The sequence below is a fragment of the Chitinophaga sp. YR573 genome (assembly GCF_900110995.1).
GTDB lineage: Bacteria > Bacteroidota > Bacteroidia > Chitinophagales > Chitinophagaceae > Chitinophaga.
This window is the reverse complement of the sequence record NZ_FOJF01000003.1, coordinates 699,917-720,673: the sequence shown is the minus strand read 5'-3', so window position 1 is coordinate 720,673 and position 20,757 is coordinate 699,917. Positions and strand designations below refer to the sequence as shown.

General features: G+C 43.1%; 14 protein-coding genes and 1 pseudogene. 11 read left to right on the top strand and 4 right to left on the bottom strand.

Annotation, left to right across the window (positions count from 1 at the left end; all coding sequences use genetic code 11):
* Positions 1–186 precede the first annotated feature (186 nt).
* From BMW86_RS29350 to BMW86_RS29335, 4 genes are all read right to left on the bottom strand, one after another.
* Positions 187–1,767, bottom strand: coding sequence for a RagB/SusD family nutrient uptake outer membrane protein (locus tag BMW86_RS29350; RefSeq protein WP_089787026.1), 1,581 nt, complete (start codon positions 1,765–1,767; stop codon positions 187–189).
* 12 nt (positions 1,768–1,779) lie between these two features.
* Complete coding sequence (locus BMW86_RS29345; protein WP_089787024.1) at positions 1,780–5,124, bottom strand: SusC/RagA family TonB-linked outer membrane protein; 3,345 nt, start codon at positions 5,122–5,124, stop codon at positions 1,780–1,782.
* Between the two features lie 83 nt (positions 5,125–5,207).
* The gene (locus BMW86_RS29340; RefSeq protein WP_089787021.1) at positions 5,208–6,134 is read right to left on the bottom strand and encodes a FecR family protein; all 927 of its coding nucleotides are present in this window, start codon (positions 6,132–6,134) and stop codon (positions 5,208–5,210) included.
* 65 nt (positions 6,135–6,199) lie between these two features.
* Positions 6,200–6,775 (bottom strand): RNA polymerase sigma factor, encoded by a 576-nt coding sequence (locus tag BMW86_RS29335; protein WP_089787018.1) that lies wholly within the window; start codon positions 6,773–6,775, stop codon positions 6,200–6,202.
* A gap of 268 nt (positions 6,776–7,043) precedes the next feature.
* On the opposite strand from BMW86_RS29335, the pseudogene BMW86_RS33095 reads away from it, so the two are divergent.
* The 11 genes and pseudogenes from BMW86_RS33095 to BMW86_RS29285 form a co-directional block, all read left to right on the top strand.
* A pseudogene (locus BMW86_RS33095) lies at positions 7,044–7,559 on the top strand (DUF1016 N-terminal domain-containing protein); the annotation flags it as partial.
* Complete coding sequence (locus BMW86_RS33090; RefSeq protein WP_218149254.1) at positions 7,548–8,180, top strand: PDDEXK nuclease domain-containing protein; 633 nt, start codon at positions 7,548–7,550, stop codon at positions 8,178–8,180. The pseudogene BMW86_RS33095 and the gene BMW86_RS33090, both read left to right, overlap by 12 nt.
* An 81-nt stretch (positions 8,181–8,261) precedes the next feature.
* Entirely contained in the window at positions 8,262–8,657 is a 396-nt protein-coding gene (locus BMW86_RS29325; RefSeq protein WP_089787016.1) for a hypothetical protein, read from the top strand.
* 378 nt (positions 8,658–9,035) lie between these two features.
* Positions 9,036–10,340, top strand: coding sequence for a S8 family peptidase (locus BMW86_RS29320; protein ID WP_089787013.1), 1,305 nt, complete (start codon positions 9,036–9,038; stop codon positions 10,338–10,340).
* Positions 10,341–10,360: 20 nt separating this feature from the next.
* Entirely contained in the window at positions 10,361–12,280 is a 1,920-nt protein-coding gene (locus BMW86_RS29315; protein ID WP_089787011.1) for a hypothetical protein, read from the top strand.
* 36 nt (positions 12,281–12,316) lie between these two features.
* A complete protein-coding gene (locus BMW86_RS29310) occupies positions 12,317–13,345 on the top strand; it encodes a hypothetical protein (RefSeq protein WP_089787009.1) in 1,029 nt (342 codons plus the stop codon).
* 12 nt (positions 13,346–13,357) lie between these two features.
* Complete coding sequence (locus BMW86_RS29305; RefSeq protein WP_089787007.1) at positions 13,358–15,448, top strand: hypothetical protein; 2,091 nt, start codon at positions 13,358–13,360, stop codon at positions 15,446–15,448.
* A gap of 113 nt (positions 15,449–15,561) precedes the next feature.
* Positions 15,562–15,840: a hypothetical protein gene (locus BMW86_RS29300; RefSeq protein ID WP_089787006.1), complete on the top strand. Its 279-nt coding sequence runs from the start codon at positions 15,562–15,564 to the stop codon at positions 15,838–15,840.
* A complete protein-coding gene (locus BMW86_RS29295; protein WP_089787004.1) occupies positions 15,830–16,567 on the top strand; it encodes a hypothetical protein in 738 nt (245 codons plus the stop codon). Before BMW86_RS29300 ends, BMW86_RS29295 begins: the two co-directional genes overlap by 11 nt.
* Before the next feature lie 12 nt (positions 16,568–16,579).
* A complete protein-coding gene (locus BMW86_RS29290; RefSeq protein ID WP_177189433.1) occupies positions 16,580–18,190 on the top strand; it encodes a M15 family metallopeptidase in 1,611 nt (536 codons plus the stop codon).
* Positions 18,191–18,252: 62 nt separating this feature from the next.
* Positions 18,253–20,703: a glycoside hydrolase family protein gene (locus BMW86_RS29285; protein WP_089787000.1), complete on the top strand. Its 2,451-nt coding sequence runs from the start codon at positions 18,253–18,255 to the stop codon at positions 20,701–20,703.
* Positions 20,704–20,757 lie beyond the last annotated feature (54 nt).

The window sequence follows — 20,757 nt, the reverse complement described above, 5'->3', positions numbered from 1 at the left end:
AGGTATGGGCTAACGAATAAAAGGTAAAACCCGTTTCTTGCTATAATAAAAGAGGAATAGAAGAGCAATTGATAAGCTTTAAAACAGGTTCATCCTCCGTTTATCCTCCGTTAATTAACGGAGGATAAACGGAGGATGAACCTGTTTTATTCCTGTTATATTCCTGTTTTGAATCTCTTCAGGGTATTACCAGCCAGTATTATTAGGTAACAAATTCGGATTTAATGCTACTTCTCCCTGTGGTATTGCCCACAGATAATCACGTGGTTTCACAAATGTTCGTTGTTCTACTACCACATGTTTACCATAATCAGCCCGACTGTTATCATAATTATTCAGTATACCATAAGCAGTACCCGTCATTACCGTTTCAGCTATCTGCCAGCGACGGATATCAAACAGGCGGTTATCTTCCATAGGAAATTCCACATGTCTTTCACGTCTTATCGCATCTCTCATATCAGATTGTCCGCTTACAGTAGCAGTTGTTAATGCCGGCATCATTACGCCAGGGCGTTGCCTTACCTGATTAATAGCATCATATACCGACTGATCAATCTGTCCCATCTCTATCTTAGCTTCAGCATATATCAGCAATACCTCTGCATACCTGATCAACACTACATCATTGTATGAATTACTATCCCAATTCCCCTGAATATCTGCAGGCACATATTTCTTATAATAAAACCCGCTGAAAGAAGCATTGTTCTTACTCAATGCATCCAGGCCATTCTTATTTGTTACATCGATAGTATCTCCGTTAACGACTACCCCGGGCACCACAACTGTCATTTTAAGACGAGGATCACGATTATCATAAGGATGCGTGGCATCATACACACCAGACTTGTCTATCGTTTTACCATCAGTACATTCGTAAGCATCCACTAGTGACTGCAAAGGCACTACCTGCGACCATCCACCTAATGAAGGGCCACCTACCCATGTTGCCATCGCACTTGGTAAAGTAGTTTTCACATAAGCAGCTGAAAAGATGATTTCCAGACTGGTTTTATTCGTACCATTAAAGAGGCTTACGTAATCTTTGTCTATACTATAGTAGCCAAGGTCCATCACAGCCTTTGCAGCTGTAGCAGCTTCACTGTTACGACCAGCATACAATAAAATACGTGCTTTCAGCGCCAGTGCAGCACCACGGGTAACACGGCCCTGATCTGTTGTGCCATAAGATATAGGCAGATGTGGAGAGATAGCATCTACTTCATCTACGATGAACTGAGCAATAGAATCCGTAGATGTACGGGCAGCTTTAAACTCGCTCACCTGTTGGATATGTGTAATCAGCGGCACAGCACCAAACATACCTGTCAGTTGCTGATAAGCGTAAGCCCTGATAAAACGGGCTTCTCCTTTCAGGCGTAAATTCATACTATCGGTAAGTGCTTTATCCCTGTCTATATTATCCAGCACATCATTACAGGACGCGATCATCTTATAGAGGTTGCTCCAGAAGTTGGAGAACACACCTGTTCCGGAAGAAGCGCTACCGTTCCCCACCAGCCTGACATCACTTGGCCAGTCGCTCCATGAGTAACTGTCGTCAGTAGCACAGGAAATAAAGATACGGTTGTCTACATCCCCCAGGCGGCGATAGCAGTTATTTACAGCGTTGATAGCATCTGCCTCTGTATTCCAGTAGGTTTGCTGACTTACTGAATCCTGTGGCTGCTCATCCAGATATTTTTTACATGCTGTAAAAAACACAGCGCCTGTCAGCATAATTATTATTGATAATTTCTTCATGGCTTGCTTAATTTAGAATTGCACATTTAATCCGAAGGTGAATGTTCTCACCTGTGGGTAATAGCGGCTATCATTAGGGGCTTCAGGATCTATATCTTTGGGCAGGGAAGAGAATGTAAGCAGGTTCTGTCCGCTTACAAATAATCTGCACCTGTCGAATCCGGACCTGTTCAGGATATGATCAGGAAGAGAGTATCCCAGTTGCAGACTTTTCAGACGCATATAAGCGCCACTCTTTACCCAGAAAGAAGACGACTGATAGTTTTGTGTGGTAGTCAGCAAACGGGGGAAAGCAGCACCGGTATTATCTACTGTCCAGCTGTTTTTATGTTCTTCCCTGAAATTACCATCATTTGCTGTAGGAGCTTTTTCAATCACCAGTGTATTGATAGACACTTTACCTACGCCCTGGAAGAAAGCAGAGAAATCGAAATGTTTGTAGGAAGCACCTAGGTTCACGCCATAGGTGTAACGGGGAATATTGCTACCCAGATATACCATGTCTCCGCCTGCATTGGCAGCACCTGGTTTTACAACACCATCGCCTGTTTGTTCTTTGTACATGAGATCACCAGGGCCGGTAGTGCCAACAGTCTGTTGTGCATGTCCGGAAACCTGTGCCGCCGTTTGATAAATACCTTCTACCTGGTAGCCATAAAAGCCATTGATGGGCTGACCAGCAACCAGACCGGTATAGATGTTATTATTGTCTTTGGTAACAGCATCAGTATTCCTCAGATCTACGATCTTATTATGTACATCGGAGAGATTTGCACCTACATTAAAATTAAATTCCTTTCCAATTTTACCATGGTAATTTAATGCCAGTTCCCAACCGGTATTCTGTACTTTACCTGCGTTCTGTGCAGAGGCATCTAAACCTACAGAAGCTGGTATAGGCAGGAATAACAGGATATTCTCCGTATTCTTTTTGTAATAGTCGAAGTTAATATCCAGGTGATTCAACACACTTGCATCCAGACCAATATCCGTCATTTTCGTAGTTTCCCAGGTAAGACCGGAATTGGGGTAAGTCTGAATACCCGCAGTTGGATTTAAAGCACCGCCAAAAGGATAACTGTTGTAGATGTATGCAGATTGATAAGGATAGTTGGTAGTGTTTTTATCTTTATCCAGGATGATATCATTACCCAGTTTACCCCATGAAGCACGCAGTTTCAGATCGTTCAGGAAAGAAATACTTTTCATGAAGTTTTCTGATGAGATACGCCAGCCTGCGGAGAAAGAAGGGAACATACCCCATTTTTGTCCGTCGGAGAAACGGGAAGATCCATCACGGCGAAGGTTTGCTTCCAGCAGGTATTTATCCTTGAAGGAATAGTTTAATCTGCCGAAGAATGATACCAGAGAATAGGCAGTAGCAGTACCGGTAGTCTTTTGTCCGGTAGAAGCACCTGCATTAATCTGCTCTATCGTTCCGTTAGGCAGATTCAAACGGTAACCGGTTAAATCATCTGTAGTTTCAGATAACTGAGAAGCACCTGCCAGTAATTTAAAGGAATGGTTACCAAAGTTCTTAGCATATTCTGCCAATCCCTGGAAGTTCTTGAACCAATAGCCCTGGTATTCTTTCTGGACGGTATTTTGTCCTAATGTGAGGATTTTGGAATTAGTAGGATGGTCCGTATAATAATCCAGTGCTTTCTCGTGAGTGCTATTGTAATCAGAGCGATAATTTACGGCAGCAAGTCCTGTTAATGTCAATCCTTTTGCCAGTGTATAATTACCCTTGAAATTACCGGTGAAGAGGTTACTCTTATATTCGTACAAACCACCTTCCTGCTGTAAACGGATGGGGTTTTGTCCACCTCTTACCAATGCCCAGGTACCATCTTTATATTTATTGGGAGTAAGCGGATTTACAACAGCCGCCTGTCCAAACTGATACCAGGCAGAACCAGCCACACCCTGAGGTTCTGTTCTGTCGCCCAAACGGGCAGCAATGTCTGCACTGAAAGTAAGTTTCTTGGTAACGTTGATGTCTGTATTCAAACGAACAGTAAGGCGGTTAAAATCCATATTGGAGATTAATCCTTTCTGATCAAAATAGTTGGTAGAGAAATGATATTTCAGATCTTCTTTACCGCCGGAGATACCTAAGCTATGTTCCTGTTGAAACCCACTACCGGTAAGCACATCCTTCAGCCAGTAATTATCAGGGTACAGATCCATATCGCGGTTTGGGTCGTTATAAGCCGCCAGCTGCGCATCGGAATAAGTAGCACCGCTACCGGAATTGGCAGCCGTCAGGTTCACCAGCTTCATGAAATCCTGTGCACCTACATATTTAGCCAGGCGGGCAGGGCGTTGCCAGGCAAAATAGTTAGAGTAGGTGACTTTAGCTTTACCGTTGCTACCTCTTTTGGTGGTGATGAGGATCACCCCATTTGCAGCTCTTACACCATAGATGGAAGAAGCAGCTGCATCCTTCAGTACAGACATGGAAGCGATATCATTGGCATCTATATCGTTCATGCTCATCTGCACACCATCTATCAGTACTAACGGATCGCTGCTGTTCAGTGTACCTACGCCGCGGATGCGGATGGTACCCTGGTCTAATCCGGGCTGACCGCTAATCGTGGTCACTGTAACACCCGGAGCAATCCCCTGTAGTGCAGCTGATACCTGGCCTACCGGTTTCCAGTTAAGGTCTTTCCCGTCTACAGCAGTAACTGCACCGGTAAGGTTGATCTTTTTCTGAGTACCATAGGCAACTACCACTACTTCCGACATGGAGGTTACATCAGGCACCAGTATAACGTTGATGACAGTACGTCCGCCAACTGCTATCTCCTGTTTTACATAACCGATAAAGGAAAATTCCAGTACTGCGTTGGCATCAGGCACCTGCAATGTCCAACTGCCATCAATACCGGTTGAAGTACCGTTGCCGGTACCTTTCACGAGTACGGTTGCACCGGGTACCGGTTGTCCTTTGTCATCTGTAACAATCCCTTTTACAGTGATTTGTTCAGGTGCTACATTAGTAGTTGGTTCTTCGTCTTTTGAAAAGATGATATAGAAATCATCTCCCATCTTTTTATACCGCAATTTATTATTGCCAGTAATATTATTCAGTTCCTCTTCCAGAGACGAAGCAGGGGCTTTTTCAAGATTTGTAAGTGGCAGTTTGGCCAGGTTACTTTTGTACATGAAGTGTACATTGTACTTAACTTCTAACCTGTCCAGCACGTTTTTCAGGGATTTTGACTGCGCGTTCTCATAAGGAGCAGCATGCGTCCCAAGTGCTGCCAGGTCCTGGGCATTTGCAGGCATGTTTGCATAACATACCATGCCCACAACGGCCATACAGGCGCTGATGAACTTGTTCATGTTCAAATTGGTTTGAATGAATTAAAATGTGCTGTTATAACTGTATGTTGTTGTACACCCTACATACAGCGTTACTGCGTTGGTTAATACTTGTTATCCTTTTCTATAATTACTCTATTGTTCTCGTTGGTCACCTTTAAATGGAAAAGCTGTGATAATCCATTCAAAAGTACGTCTATCCGCTGTCCGGGTACAGTACCTGTAAACTGCTGATGTAATAATGATGAATCGCGTATTTCTACTTTTACACCATAGGTATCTTCCAGTAATTGTGATAACTCTGCGAAGCTGGCATTTTCAAAGTGCAGACTGTTATTTTTCCAGGAAGAATAATTGAGCGTATCTGTATGTTGTTTTAACGTGGTGCGAACTTGTTTTTTATATTCAACAAGATCGCCCGGTTTCATAATCGTGGCTTCTTTATTATTATGTAATCTTACCTTTCCGCTGGTCAGAACGATCTGCATCTTACCATGACGGTCTACCAGGTTGAACGTGGTGCCCAGTACTTCTACATTGATTTTACTGGCTGTATGTACCAGAAATGGTTGGGAGGTGGCTGATGGTTTTACAGAGAAATAAGCCTCTCCTTCCATCCATACTTCCCTGTCCTTATAACGTAAGGTGCTGTTTGCATTTAAAGTAACAACCGATTGATCGGGTAATACGATCGTGCGTATTTCTCCGTATGCAGTATGAACAACGGTATCCCCCTTACTGGATAATTTCCAGCCCCCATATCCAAGTAATAATGTACCGGTGAGTACAGCTGCTACCTTTAACGCTCTGAATCTGTTTTTCCGTGGCTGTGTACTATCAAGAATACGTTGATATAATCCTGCTGATTCTACCGGGCTGTAAGTCCCCAGTTCCAGATCCTGCGACATGGCTGCTTCCAGGTATTCCCTTCCCTCTTCAGAGGTAAACCACTCCAGTACTTTTGCATACTCTTCAGGAGAACATTCATTCTGCCTGTATTTCTGCAACAGATTTCGGTCAAATTGCTCCATATTGCCCTATTATATTAGTACTACACCCGAAGAATGGGAAAGTATTATATGAAATAAAAAAAAAGTTAAAAAAGGAGATAAATGAGGATGAGACTCATGATGACCTTTAAAAAGCCCTTCAGCATTTTGCTGGCCTGAGAATATTGAAACTTCACTGTATTGATGGAGAGGCCCAGCCTTTGTGCTACTTCTTCATTACTGAGACCTTCTACTGATCTCATTTTAAAGATATTCTTTTTTTGTGCTGAAAGCTTATCTATGGCAGTATCTATTGCTTTCTTATAGTCGTTGAAGATGACGCTGGCTTCTGGGTCGCGGTGGTTCCTGGCGGTATTATATGATATCTCGTATTGTTTAACCAGGCTGCGTTTATGATTACGTATGATATTTAATACATGGAATTTCAGGCATTTGAACAGGTAATTGCGAACACCCTGCACCGGGTCCAGTTCTTCCCGGTGGACCCATAACTTCACGAAAGTTTCGTGCACGGCATCTTCTGCAGCAGTTCTGCTCTTAAGATAACGATATGCCACATCTAACAATAATTGATGATAAGCTGCATACAGTTCTTCAAAAGCCGCATGTTCACTGTTGCGAAGGCGTTGAGTTAAAAGTTGTTCATTATTGGCGTGTAGCATCTTCCTTATTTCTGTTTCCCCTGTAAACAGCCTCACCTGATGCGAGAATTACTTGTTTTTGAAACGTGTTTTATAAAAGTAGTACAGCTTCCCGTCTTTATTAAATGCTAAATTACCAAATAGTCATATTTTTTTACCTATTCTTTTTTTCAATATTATTCTCAAATTCTTATATTTGATGATTGTTTTGTTAATCTGGCAGCTCATTGCCACATTTTGTTAACCATTTTATTCATTCCCTATCGTGAATGAGATCCTCAATACAGTTATGAGTACAGAAGAAGTTATTAATATTGAAAAACTGGTTTCCACTATTCAGGAAACAAACCATTATTTCTTAAACCAGGCTCAGAAACAGGTAAATACAGCCTTAACTGTGCGCAACTGGGTAATAGGATTTCACATTGTTGAATATGAACAATACGGAAATGATCGTGCAGAATATGGGCAAAAATTATTTAAAGAGATTGTAAATAAACTTAAAATGGATGGTTTGTCCTCTATAGGAGAACGACTTTTATACCTTTGTAAAAACTTCTATAAAACCTATCCAAAGATTTTGCAGACACTGTCTGCAAAATTACATTTATCTGATAATCAATACAATACAATTTTGCGGACACTGTCCGCAAAATCTTTAGAACCCTCTTCTCCCTAAACACAGACAACCACATTTCAGACAGATCCCGAACTATTACTTAACAAACTTAGCTTCTCTCATTTTATAGAATTGCTCAAATCTGATTCCCCTTCAAAACGCAGTTTTTATGAAATGGAAGCTATAAAAAATAACTGGAGTGTACGGGATCTGCAACGAGCTATAAACAGTATGTTATTTGAACGTACCGGACTGAGTACAGATAAACAGGCTGTACTAAAAAGTCATATAAAAGAAGAACCGTTAAAGCCGGAAGATATATTTCGTAATCCTTACATGCTGGAGTTCTTAGGGCTGGAAGAAAAAGCGATCTATACCGAATCAGAACTGGAAGAAGCAATTATTAATCATTTACAAACCTTTTTACTGGAAATGGGCCGTGGGTTTTGTTTTGAAGCCCGGCAAAAGCGTATCACATTCGATAATACCCATTACCACATAGACCTGGTTTTCTATCACAGGATCTTAAAATGCCATGTTATTATAGATTTAAAGATCGGTGAATTTACTCATGCAGATGCAGGTCAGATGAATGTATACTTAAATTATTATAAGGAAAATGAGCTTAACGAAGGTGATAATCCCCCTATTGGTATCATCTTATGTGCAAGTAAAAGTGAGAATCTTGTAAGATATGCTACAGCTGGCCTTCCCCAACAGGTCTTTGTGTCTAAATATCTTATTAATCTGCCTAGCGAGCATGAACTGACAAATATTATCGAAGAAGAACAGTACAAGCTAAAGTAGATGATTAATATCATTCACACGACTATCCACGCTCATTTTCTCTTGTAGATACAAGTTGTAATCTTGTATAAATCTTTCGTTATGGAAATCTATATCAGTGAAGAAGCTATCATTTCCAACATACAAAGTGATTTCAGGAAAGCCTACCCCTTTCTTAACCTGGAATTTTACCGGCAGCCTCATGAAGTGGGCGAACGTTGCTGCGCAGAAGATAAACTCTCCCCGGATACCCCTATAGATGATATCCGTATGATGCACACCTTTGGCTGGATAGATATCAGCAAACAGCGTACTGCTGCAGAAGTGGAATATGATTTCAAGCATCAGCTGGGACTCAGTGTACAGGTAATGCGTAAATCAGGAAAGATGTGGATACAAACTACCAAAACAGATCACTGGACCTTACAGCAGCTAAGTGAAGAAGCGAAACTGGCAGAACAATCTATCTTTTTTTATCCGGGAGAACCGGCAGAATAGTTGATGGTGGTATAAATAATAGGAATATATTTTCCATTATAAAATTTTATACTACCAATGATCTTTTGTTATTTTTTTTGGTAATCTCAAAAATATTCCTAGCTTCATATGACAGACCCTGATATTAGTTCGCACCCCAATTGATTTTTCCATGTGTGTTTTTCGAGTCTTAATTATTCTGAACTATCTCGGGAATCTGCCCAAAATTTTCTAATCACAACATTTTAATTTAAAACAACCTAATATTCTCAATCATTAGTGTTAGCAAGGCGCTGTACTATAGTCATTTCATGGCCCCATAAGCTGCTGCCATAGCAGAAATACCGATCATATTTTTATTGGCGTATAACACACCGTTATGCGATCACTACTGTGTATATGAAAGAGCACTTAATCATTAAAGTTGTGGCTGATGTGCAGGATCAAATCCCTGCACAGGTACCTTACTGGCTCGACTTTATCAATGATAAAACGAACATCGTAGAACGGTTTCACCCTGAAATCGACAGGATATTTGCTGCTAATAATTATAAGTTCTGGACTACCCGGGAATACAAACCCTATACCCGCCCATTATGGAGCCAGGATGAAATGAATGCCGGCTTCCACCTCACCTACCGCCTCATACTACAGCAGGATGGAAAGCTGCCGGAGAATATGACCCAACAAATAAAACAACTCCCCTTTGTAACCGATCTAAGACCTTTGCTGATAGGCACTACAGAATTTCCCGGAGAAGTGGCTGGCGCTATGGCCCTGGTCTCAACCGACCCGGGCGATATGATCTATCTGCCTTATGCAAAGCAATGGACAAAAGGAGTAAAAGATATACGTGTAGCCGTCTTAGATACAGGCGCAAACTTCAATCACCCCGAACTGGAAAATAAAATTGTACTGAGGAAGAATTTCGTAGACCTGCAAGGACTCGATACTTCCTCTTTCATCGGAGATGTACTGAACATTAATGCCATGCCGGAAGACCAGGTAGGACATGGTACTCACGTATCCGGTATTCTGGCAGCCAAAGGAATAAAGATGAATGAAGGCGTATGCCCTTCCTGCAGCCTCATGGTAGTAAGAGTATTAGCGGCTATGAAAAGCGGTAACCGGATAGTAGGCGCAGGCATCATAGACAATATCAACAATGGCATCAAATGGGCCGTGGATAACGGCGCAGATGTGATCAATATGAGTTTGGGTATTAAACACTCCGGGGGCGGACTCCCCCACGAAGATGTGGTGAAATACGCACTCAGCAAAAATGTGACAATAGTAGCAGCCAGTGGCAATGATGGTACCGATGAAAAGTACTATCCGGGCGCACTGGATGACGTATTTGCAGTAGGCGCCGTTGATAACAGCGGACAGGTAACCGGCTTCACTTCCTATGGTGCCAGCATCACCGTTGTAGCACCCGGTTCCAACATCTACAGCTCTTATCTGGACAATGGTTATGCGATGTCTTCCGGCACTTCCCAGGCCTCTCCCTTTGTGAGTGGCTCCGTGGCATTGCTGAAATCGTATGCCTATGAAAAGGGCAAAAAACTGACACACGAGGAAATCAATTATATACTCAGAAACACATCCGACAGGCTTACCAGCAAAGTAAGGGACCAAAGGGCCGGTTACGGCTTATTAAACCTGGCAGATTCATTCAAACTATTAAACGCTATTTTATCATAAACTCTTTAAACAAAATGTCAATGGCAACGCTCAATTTCTTCCCTACGTCCAATGGCGTTAAAATACGCAGAACAAATGTTACCACTAATGGTGTCAATGCAGACATTGACGCTAATGTTAAAGAGCAACTGGCGTACATGGAGGTTCTCTTAAGCAAACCTATCTTCACAAAAGATGACGACAGCTGGATGGGACCAGACAGCGTTCCTATTGAAGAGTTTATCACCGCTCCTCTCAAGGCAAGGCGCTTCACCAACAAACACAAGGACGAACAGCAATGGGAAGATGGTAGCTTGTTATACAACATCTACATTGCCATTAACGCAAACAGTTTCACTGCTAATAATATTCTCACCAGCTCTAACTACAGCCTGGAAGAATATATAGATGCAGAGGATAAATTATCCCTGCTGAAATATGATTTCAAAGACAGGTTAGCCAATAACTGGAATAACCTGGATCTCAATACCCGTGCTATCCTCAACTATCCAGGCGTAGTGAACTACCTGCTGGCACTGGGTTATAACTCCGGTTATACTGAGATCAATGGTTTAACAAACTTCATTTTCGGCAACCGCTCCGGTAACCGCAGTGTAATTGCCTACGGACAGGTCAGCGCTGCCCGTGAATACATCCACGCCGAAAAAGTAGACGTAGAATATAATTCCGAATCCGCTCCTATTATCCAGGATATCCTTAAGGGTAATCCATCGTTTTCCTCACTGTCTTTTAATACGTTTGTTCAGAAGGTAGTAGACAATTATGTATCCAACAGTAAGGAGCTGGAACTACTGAAATTCTCCAAATACTACAATGATATTCCGGTTGCCATGATCCCGAAGCTGATCAAACAGATCAAATCTTCGCTGCTGCCGGTTACAAAACAAAATATAGATACACTACTACCCATTTTTATCAATGAGATAGAAAATACACCAGGATGGGAAGATGATTCCACAGACACAGATACTACAGATGATGATACCTCTGACTACAGTGTTACTTTCTTAGATGATGATGCCGCTGTAGTACAGGTGCTTACCAGCAATATCCGCTGTGCTGCTCAGATGTTCTATTCCATGACGCTGGGCGAAGAGCTGGAGACCTTCGGCATAGTGAATTACTTCACCCATAAATACATGGTTCGTGGTAACATACAGATAGCCGATAGCCAGCTCAGGGAAGATCTGCAACTATACGTGTTCTCCAACAAATTCACCCATCTTAAAACAGGTAAAGTCGTTGACCGTACCCGTCCTGCTGAACGACAGATGTTCTACAAACAGGTATTCAATTATGGTAATGCACCGGTAACAGAAGATGTAGTAGTGAACAAAGAATTCACTAAATACTGGCGTACACTGATCATGGAAGTGGCTAAGTACATACAGCGGGCACAGGACAGTCCTAACCCGGATAGTTATGTATCCCGTCAGACAGTGATGCAGGCAGTGGAAGATTTACAGTATAACCTCTCTACACATTGTTCCGGCATGGCCAATGTGATCTCACCAATCATCTATGATGAGTTATACTTTGTCATCAAACGTATTCTTAATCATCCTGAAATAGTAAAACAACTGGTACCCGCTGGTGGTAACTGGTGGAAAGTAGTAGAACTGCTGTTTGAAGGAATGAAACACCAGCGTCCAAAAACTACCATCCTTTACAACAAAGCGAAACTGGGTTATGAAATTCTTAACTCAGTAGCCGATTATAACCCTGCTACTTTCGAAGATGATAAACTGTTCTCCAACTTTATCAGTAATGTGGATGCTTTCATTATCAGCCAGGCGCAACTACAGGCCAAAGCAGACGATGATGATACACAGGAAGAACCTGAGCATCACCGGAGAAACCGCGATAGAGACAGAGATGAAGACAGCGCCCCTGAAAAACCATCTGCTCCGGCTGCTGGAAAGGATGAATGGGATTTTTAAAGAAAATATTGTTTGATTAATACTAAACGACAAACTATGGATATCATACCATCTAAAACACAGATCAGAGAACTCGCCAGAGCACAGGCCAGAGAAGTATTGGGTAGCAGCGATGTATTTAAGAATATGGGGCTGGAAGATCAGAAAAGTATTTATCTATCCCTGATAGATGATTATGCTTCCAAACAGTATAAGAAACATGGTATCGCGGAAAGTATGGAAACGGATAGTGGTAAACAAATGGGATATAAAGGGTATGATCCCGGACTTTCAGGAGATACAAAGGCTTTTACAGAACTGGTAGACGCCGTAGATTTTCCAAAATTTGTGGCTGATCTGCTGAAAGGTGTGTTTGATGCCAACCTCAAGGTGATGAAAACACAGACAGACAGTTATATCAAACTGATGAAAGAAGCCACCAAATCTTCTGCCGACTTCATCAAAAAAATAAAAGATGATGATGCATTTGCAACATTGGCGGAATCCCGTGGTGGACAATATAATGTAATCACAGAGAAACAGGCAGATGGTAGCAGTAAATTAGCTTTAACAAATCCTGAAGGAGAAAAACAAGATCTGGAAGATGCAGAGGTGAAGAAACACATTCTCGAAGCTAAAATCAGGATGGCCCAGGAACACCGTACTGCATTGAGAGAACTTATTGTGATGGGTGTTACCCGCCTGGTAGTAGAAAAAGGTGAAATCGATGCATCTGTGGAATTTACAATTAAGGCGAGCCGTGCCAGTACTGCCCACCATGATGACCAGAACATCAATACCGTGAATGTACACGCAGAAGCGGATGGAGGTATACTGGGAGCCATCTTTGGAGGTCCTTCCATGAGTACAGATATTACCAACACCAATATACAGATAAATACTTCTGATAAAAAAGCGACGGATGATATGACAGCCTCATTGAAAGGGCATGTTAATCTTAAGTTCAAAACAGACTATTTCAGACTGGATAATTTTGCCAGCATGTATGGAGATGGCGGTACAGCAGCATTAAAGCCTGCTCCCGGCCAGCAAGGTATTGCCGCTCCCGCACCTGCGGCCCATTAATAACTATTTGCCATGGCCTTAGCTATTTTACAATGGGAATCGGCCGATAGTCATGACTTCCGGTTTAAGATTGATATCGGTACCAATACATTCTACCGGTTTAAGATTGGTAAATCGGTTATTGACAGGGCAGGTATAAAATGGGTAGATGAGATCTCTAAAGAAACCCCGTTTCGTCAGAAAACGAAACTGACTTTTTTAGGAGATAGTGAAGAAGAAGTGCGGATACCCAAGAATTATTTTGATAGTGAAAACTGTTATATACAGTTATTCAGTGCGAAAGATGCACAAGGCACTTCTCCGGCAGTTTCCAAAGTGATCAAGATACCAATGGGGCTGCAACGTATTAATACAGGCAGACTTAATCCATTAACAAGAGCAAGTAGCATCACTATGAGTTATACAGATTTCAACCCGGTCAGAAATATCTCCCATAATGAGCAGTATCTGGCGCATCAGTCTTCTATAGAAGATATCCTGGGAAGTTTGGTGAAGGCTGTATTACCAGTGGCTATTGGTATGCTTAATCCTGCTGCGGGGAATTCTTCCAGCGGGAATGCATCTTCAAACGGGGCTTCCGGTTCCTCTGGTAAGGCAGGACCTGCTCCTGCAGGAGATACCTCTTCCCTGCTCACCAGTTTACTGGGTGCTTTGATGAAAGCCGTAGCGCCTAACATCCCCGGTTTAAGCGGACAACAATCCATCCGGGAAGAGCATAACCGCTTTCACAAGCCGCAAGCCGTTAACAACCAGTTTTCAAGACCTTTTGTATTTGGTATAGATGATGCACTGCTGGCTACATTAGCCGGCCCTATCATCAAACAGGGCATGGAATTGCTGCCACAACTGATCAATGCAGCGAATCAGCACAAGTTACAAACACTACAGGCCAATAACCAGCTGATGACCACCTTAGCCGGTGATGTACAACGCAGGCTCATGCTACAGCAACTGCTGCAAAATCAACCTGCCAACGCTGCTCCTGCTATAGATCCTGCGGTGCTGGCACAACTGATTGCACAGTTACAAGCTGCTCCACCGGCTGCTCCGGCCCCCACAACTCCTGCTGTTGCTGTTGCGAAGACGTATTCCCTTTCTGTGAATCAGCATGCGTATACACTCAGTAATGGGTTGATACTCACGTTCGAATCACTGAAACTATCTTCCAGTAATGGAAAAGATGTATTGCTGTTGCAGCTGTCCGACAGGATGTTATTTAAAATAAAACTGAATGTAAATCAGGCGCCTAAAAATCCTCTCCCGAAAGCTATCTATACTTTCTACTTTAAAGATCCCGCTACCAAACAATTACTGTTTGAAAAGACTTTCAAGAAGAAAGATATACAGGCAAACACCATCATAGAATTTGAATTTATGAAGAGCGAGTTATCCAACATGCCACTTCATAAAAACATAGAAGTATTTGCAGAAATGCGCTGGCGTACCGCCAGTGAAAAAGAATACAAAGCTATTGGCAATACACCTGTCGTATTCGTACAGAACTACTTTGTACAAAACCAGGAGGGAGAAGCAGTATCAGGAGAAAAAGAACTGTCAGACATGAAAGTCTACCGTTCTTTCTGGAACAAGATATGGCAGTCCCCTTCTCTGGGTAAATCCAGGTCTTTATGGGAACTGAAAGTAGATGCCCGTTATACAGTATCCTTATCTGCTGATCACACCGCTAACGGTGTTACCGGTACGAAATTATCGATGGATGAAAAAGATCCTGAAAGCATAAAAGATATTACTTCCGGTAAATTAAAAGCTGGTATAGAACTCAGCATCACAGAGATCAATAAACTACTGGATGGCTGGGATGGCTCCGTACCACTGGATGAAGAAAAACTTGGCGCTATCCGCAATGCAGACTTTGCAGCTTCCAATACCGCAGAAACGATTTACAATATCGAATTAAAAGGAAGATCATACGAGCAGGGAATGATATGGGTAGTACCGGTATTCAAACTGTTTGAGATCACCCTCGGCAAAGTGGAATCCCTTACTCCCGAAGGATATGTAAACCAGGTAAGCAGTACCAAAGTTAAATTCCCATTACCGGTGAGTGTAAGAATTCTTGGTATTAAATCCAACAAACAATAAATTATGGAAAAGGATACAGAAGATACTACAGAAACCGAATACACCTTCGATGGATACGACATCGAGGTGAATGTAAAAGTGGTATTAAACCCCATTACTAAACCCGGAAAGCCATGATAGATGAAGCCTTTCTGCCTTTCGGAGATCTGGTAGACAAAATACTGGATATCCCCGGGGCTACAATTACAGATGATGTACATGGTATCCAGTCCTACATATACGAAATAGAGATCGGCACCCCCGTAGAATTGGATATCAGCGTGGATGAAAATGGGAAAGTAAGGATAGGCAGTGTTCCCCCTCTTTACAGGGTGAACAGCAGCTTCCGACCTTCTTATCACAGCATTACAATAAAAGCTGAAAAATACACCCCTCCGGAACATGGCGAATGATAACATATCATGGAATCTGGAAGACTTTGTAGACTCGCTGGTAGTGGAGCTGGATAAAACCCGCGAAACACTGGCCATCAAAGCCATCAACAAACCGCTCACCTATACGGTGAAGGACCTTGCTATTGACCTCAACATCTTCCCTACTTTCGATGGGGACCAGATCCGTTTTACGACGGCTCAACCTGGGCAGGAAGGCGCTTCCAAGGTGAATATCCAGTTAGGTTCTATCACTGATCAGCAGGTAAGGGCCACGACTAAAATGAGTGGGTTAAGAAATGATACCAAAATAGAAGAGATTGGAGTAGATCCGAAAACAAGAAATAAATTAAGGAAGATGGGCGTGAATTCTGTTGATGATTTACAACAGATAGAAAAGAAACATGTAGATATTCAACGCGCCTCAGATAATGAAATAGATTATAAAACACTGGCAAACGAAATTCAGAAATCGAGAAGGGGTCAGACCCCACCAAAGGTAAGTGCAGTGAGCCTTTCTATAGACGAGCAGAATCGTCCTTTCCTGCATGTACGGGGAGAGAACTTCTCATTAAATCCTAAGTACCCGCCCGTGACAGTGATTAATAATAACCTGGCGGAAGTACTGGAATTTAATGCGAATGAGCTGAAGATCCTGTTATCGAAAGATCATATTACGCAAACCGAATCAGAACTGATTATGACTTTCGATCCTTACACACTTGTAAAAATGAATATCAGACTTTAAATGCTACTTCATATGAGGAAGAAACATACGCCTTACGCTTCTTACGATGATTTGCTGTGTGAATATTATGGCCATCATAAACCGCGCAGGAAGAAACAAAAAGGTATGACGCAGAGCTTTGATAATGGTGAAGTAATTCCGGGCAAGGACACTGAGCCTTTCCAGGAATATGTAGTATCCGCTTCTGTAGATAAAGACGGAGATGTTTTTGAGGAATATGTAGTGCAGGCTTCTGTTACTAATGATAGCAATGAGGAGTATGTAGTGTATGAAGCTTCGTACGATGATACAGCATCCTATTCTCCTGTATCTTATTCAGCAAGTCAGAACGCTTATTCTCCTGTCAGTCAGAATCAGGATTTATATACGGATGTATTATCTCCTTTCTCCAATAGTAAATCGGATGTATATAGTCCGAATAATATGCCTGCTGATAGACCAGCTTATACATCTCCTGATAAATCATCTTACATTCCTTCTACACCTTCTCACACTCCTAATATCTCTGATCACAATATGCCCGATGCTGATGCGCATGAATCAGCAGAGCTGATGGATGATCTTATGAAGATAAGAGGATCAGACGCACCACCTGCCGGTACTTCCAAAGAAGACGATATTGTAAATGATTTACAGGCTATTCTATCTGGTAAAAAGGTCTATGACCCTGTAGCTAAAAAGACAGTTAACAGGGAGGATTTAGGTAAACAGCAATCTATCCCTTCTCCACAACCTGCTCATGCCAATAATGAACCTACAAAAAACGAACATGCTATATTCGACCGCATTGCACAGAATATGCAATTTGCCAATGCATATAATTTAGGAACTATTCAGATAGATTCAGAAGAACTGAATAACCGGTTTAATCAGTTTGAGGAAACACCAGCACCTAAAAAACCAGCAGCACCTAAAGCTACTGCACCTGTAAATAAACCATCTCCGGTAAGCAAAGAAGAATCCTTTGATCCTTCTGAGTTTTTAAATGACCTGGAAGATATGCACAAACAGCAAAGGTCAAATACAGTGGCGACAGTAACTCCGGATAATTCTGTACAGATGTCCGAAGACTTCCCGCCACGCCCCACTAATCTACGCCCTATCACTTCTCAGGAAAGGGCGACTGAATTTGGCACATTCACCTTTGTAGCAGATCCTTCAACCTTTGATGGTGACGGCATAAGAGTTACAAATAACTGGTACCACGATAATATCACCGCTGTCAGTATTCCCCAGTTAAACGGGAAACGTTTCGGTAGCCACGTCATCCAGAACGGTACTATCAACTTCCACAAAGCTGGTGCAGACAGGCTCAAACGCTTATGGTCTGCCTGGGAAGCGGCGGGTTTATTAGACAGGATACAGACTTTTGAAGGTGGCTATGCAGCCCGTTATATACGTGGTACACAGCAGCGCTCTCCAAGACCACTCAGTAACCACGCCTGGGGCACCGCCTTTGACATCAATGCACCCTGGAATGGCTTTGGTAAGGAACCGGCCCAAATGGGGCAAACAGGCTGCTTAAGAGAGCTTGTAGCTATCGCTAATCAGCAGGGCTTTTTCTGGGGAGGACATTTTGGCAAAAAAGACGGGATGCACTTTGAATTAGGAAAAGTAGTCTAAACATAAAAATAGGATGCCTCACACTCATCCGGATTTTTCAAGCATAATCAATCTCTTTCAACATGGAAAATCGTTTCTTCGAAATAAATAGCCAGCTTGGCGCCGGAAAGCGCAGGCAAAACGGTTATGCCCGTTCTTCTTCTATCGTAGAAAGATTTGCGAATTCGTTCGATGCGGTCAGCTACCAGGTGCCCGGCATCGTAGACCCTATCAGGCAGCCTACCGGCATGGTATGCTGGGCTACGGTAGCTACTATGATGATAGGCTGGAAGAACCAGCGTTCTGCCGCTATAGAAACTGTAATGGCCGGCATTGGCACTATGTATGTCAATAAAGTAAAAAAGAACGAAGGCCTCTCCGCCGCAGAAAAGATACCCTTCCTGAAAGCTGCGGGTCTTACCCCGGAATACCCTCAGTCACTGACCATAGGCGGATGGGAACACCTGTTACGCACTTACGGCCCCATCTGGGTCACTACCGCTGAAGGCTCCGACGCCAACTTCGGTATTCACGCCCGTATCATCAGCGCTATCCGCGGAGATGGTACCCCCGAAGGTACCAACCTCACCATCACAGATCCCGCACTAGGCAATACTTACCCGGAAAAATTCTCCGACTTCCTCGTGAAATTCGAAAGAGAAGTACGCGTAAGCCAGGACTGGGACGGCAGAATACAAATCGTACACTTCGCATCTGGCACCACCGCTACCGCCAGCTCATTATCCACCAATAGCCTCAGCATCTCTTCCAACGGTATAGACCTCATCAAAAAACTGGAAGGATTCCGCGCACAGAAGTACAACGACCAGGCAGGACACTGCACCATCGGTTACGGTACCCTGCTGCACAAAGGCAACTGCAACGGAGATGCCTCCGAACAACCTTATGCTGGTGGCATCAGCGACAAACAGGCTACGGACCTGCTCATGGCCCGTGTAAGTGATTTCCAGCGCACCATCAATGACCAGATCACTGTTGCACTCAATCAAAACCAGTTTGATGCACTCGTGAGCTTTGTATACAATATAGGATCTGAAAGTTTCCGTAAATCCACTTTACGCAAAGTCCTCAATGAAGGCAGTTACACCGCCGTACCAGCAGAAATGAGGAAATGGGTAAAAGTAAGGAAGAACGGTGCCCTCGTAGATTCCCAGGGACTCATCAACAGAAGGAATGCTGAAATAGAACTGTACAATAACACGGCTACTTCACAATCTTTCTCCTTCGACGACAGGATCAGATTCTCAGCCGATTTCTCCGCACAGGAAGACTTCATTCAGCAATATTCCCAGAACGCAATAGATAGCATGCGGCAAACACGTGTGCCCGCATCCGTAACACTGGCACAGGCAGCTCTGGAATCAGGCTGGGGTAAAAGCGCTCCGAAATTTAACTTCTTTGGTATCAAGGCGGGCAGTGCCTGGACAGGGGAAAAGCAACTGTTAACAACCACTGAGATCCACAGTGACAATGACAGAAGCAAACATCCTTATCCTGAAATAATATCTATCGAACAATTCACCGATAACAGCGGAAATACCAAATACCGCTGGAGAGTTAAAGATAATTTCAGAGCCTATGCCAACGCTGTAGAGAGCTTTAATGATCATGGGAACTTCCTCGTAAACAACGGACGTTACCGCGAAGCATTTAATCATACAGATGATGCCAAACAGTTTGCAAAAGAAATTGCCAAAGCCGGTTATGCTACAGATCCGGGTTACGCTAATACCCTGATTCAGATCATAGAACATAACAATCTTACCCGCTTTGACACCACACCAGCTGTTTCCGGGGCCAACAGCAGCACTGTACAGGAGTTTGCAGGAGATATCCTCTCTAACCCCGGCAGAGTAGCTATCCCCGCTAATATCAAACAGCAGCTGGAACACATCAAAGCCAATGGTACCTATACGCTGAACGGCAATACCTTCACGCCTTCCCAAAGCCTGTTGCAAAGTATTGCGCAAATGCTTTACTTCTCACTGGACCATAACAAAACTGCGCCTACGGCCTTTGGTATTTTAAGTTATGTACGTCCTGCTTCTACTCATCATTCCAACGGTACCGGTGTAGACCTCACACATATAGACGGCCTCAGGATAGATGTACGCAACCAGCAGCAATGCCTGGATGCCGTAATTGCAGCCATTAACAACCTGGCTCCGGGCAGTTATGCACTGGGCTTACCAAGACCACCGTATGCTGATGGTGCCGGTGCAGACCACGACTTCAGCACTTATAACAAGCATATCACGGTATATGCTAATACGCAGCCACCTACTTTGCTACCGGAATTCCAGAACCTGCCTACAAGCGGTAACTTCTTCCTTCCTAACAAATGGAATGAACACTCCCCTACCGGCAGTACAGCTACAGACCTGAATCATATCACAAACGAAACATCCCGTGCGGCATTACGTACGGCCATTAATAATGCTTCAGGAAGAGGCGCTGTTATCAAATACTTATTTGCCGATGCACTGGACCATCTGCATATCCAGGCACTATAAGCCACAACATAAAAAAAGGAGTCTATCGGCATGCCGATAGACTCCTTTTTATTA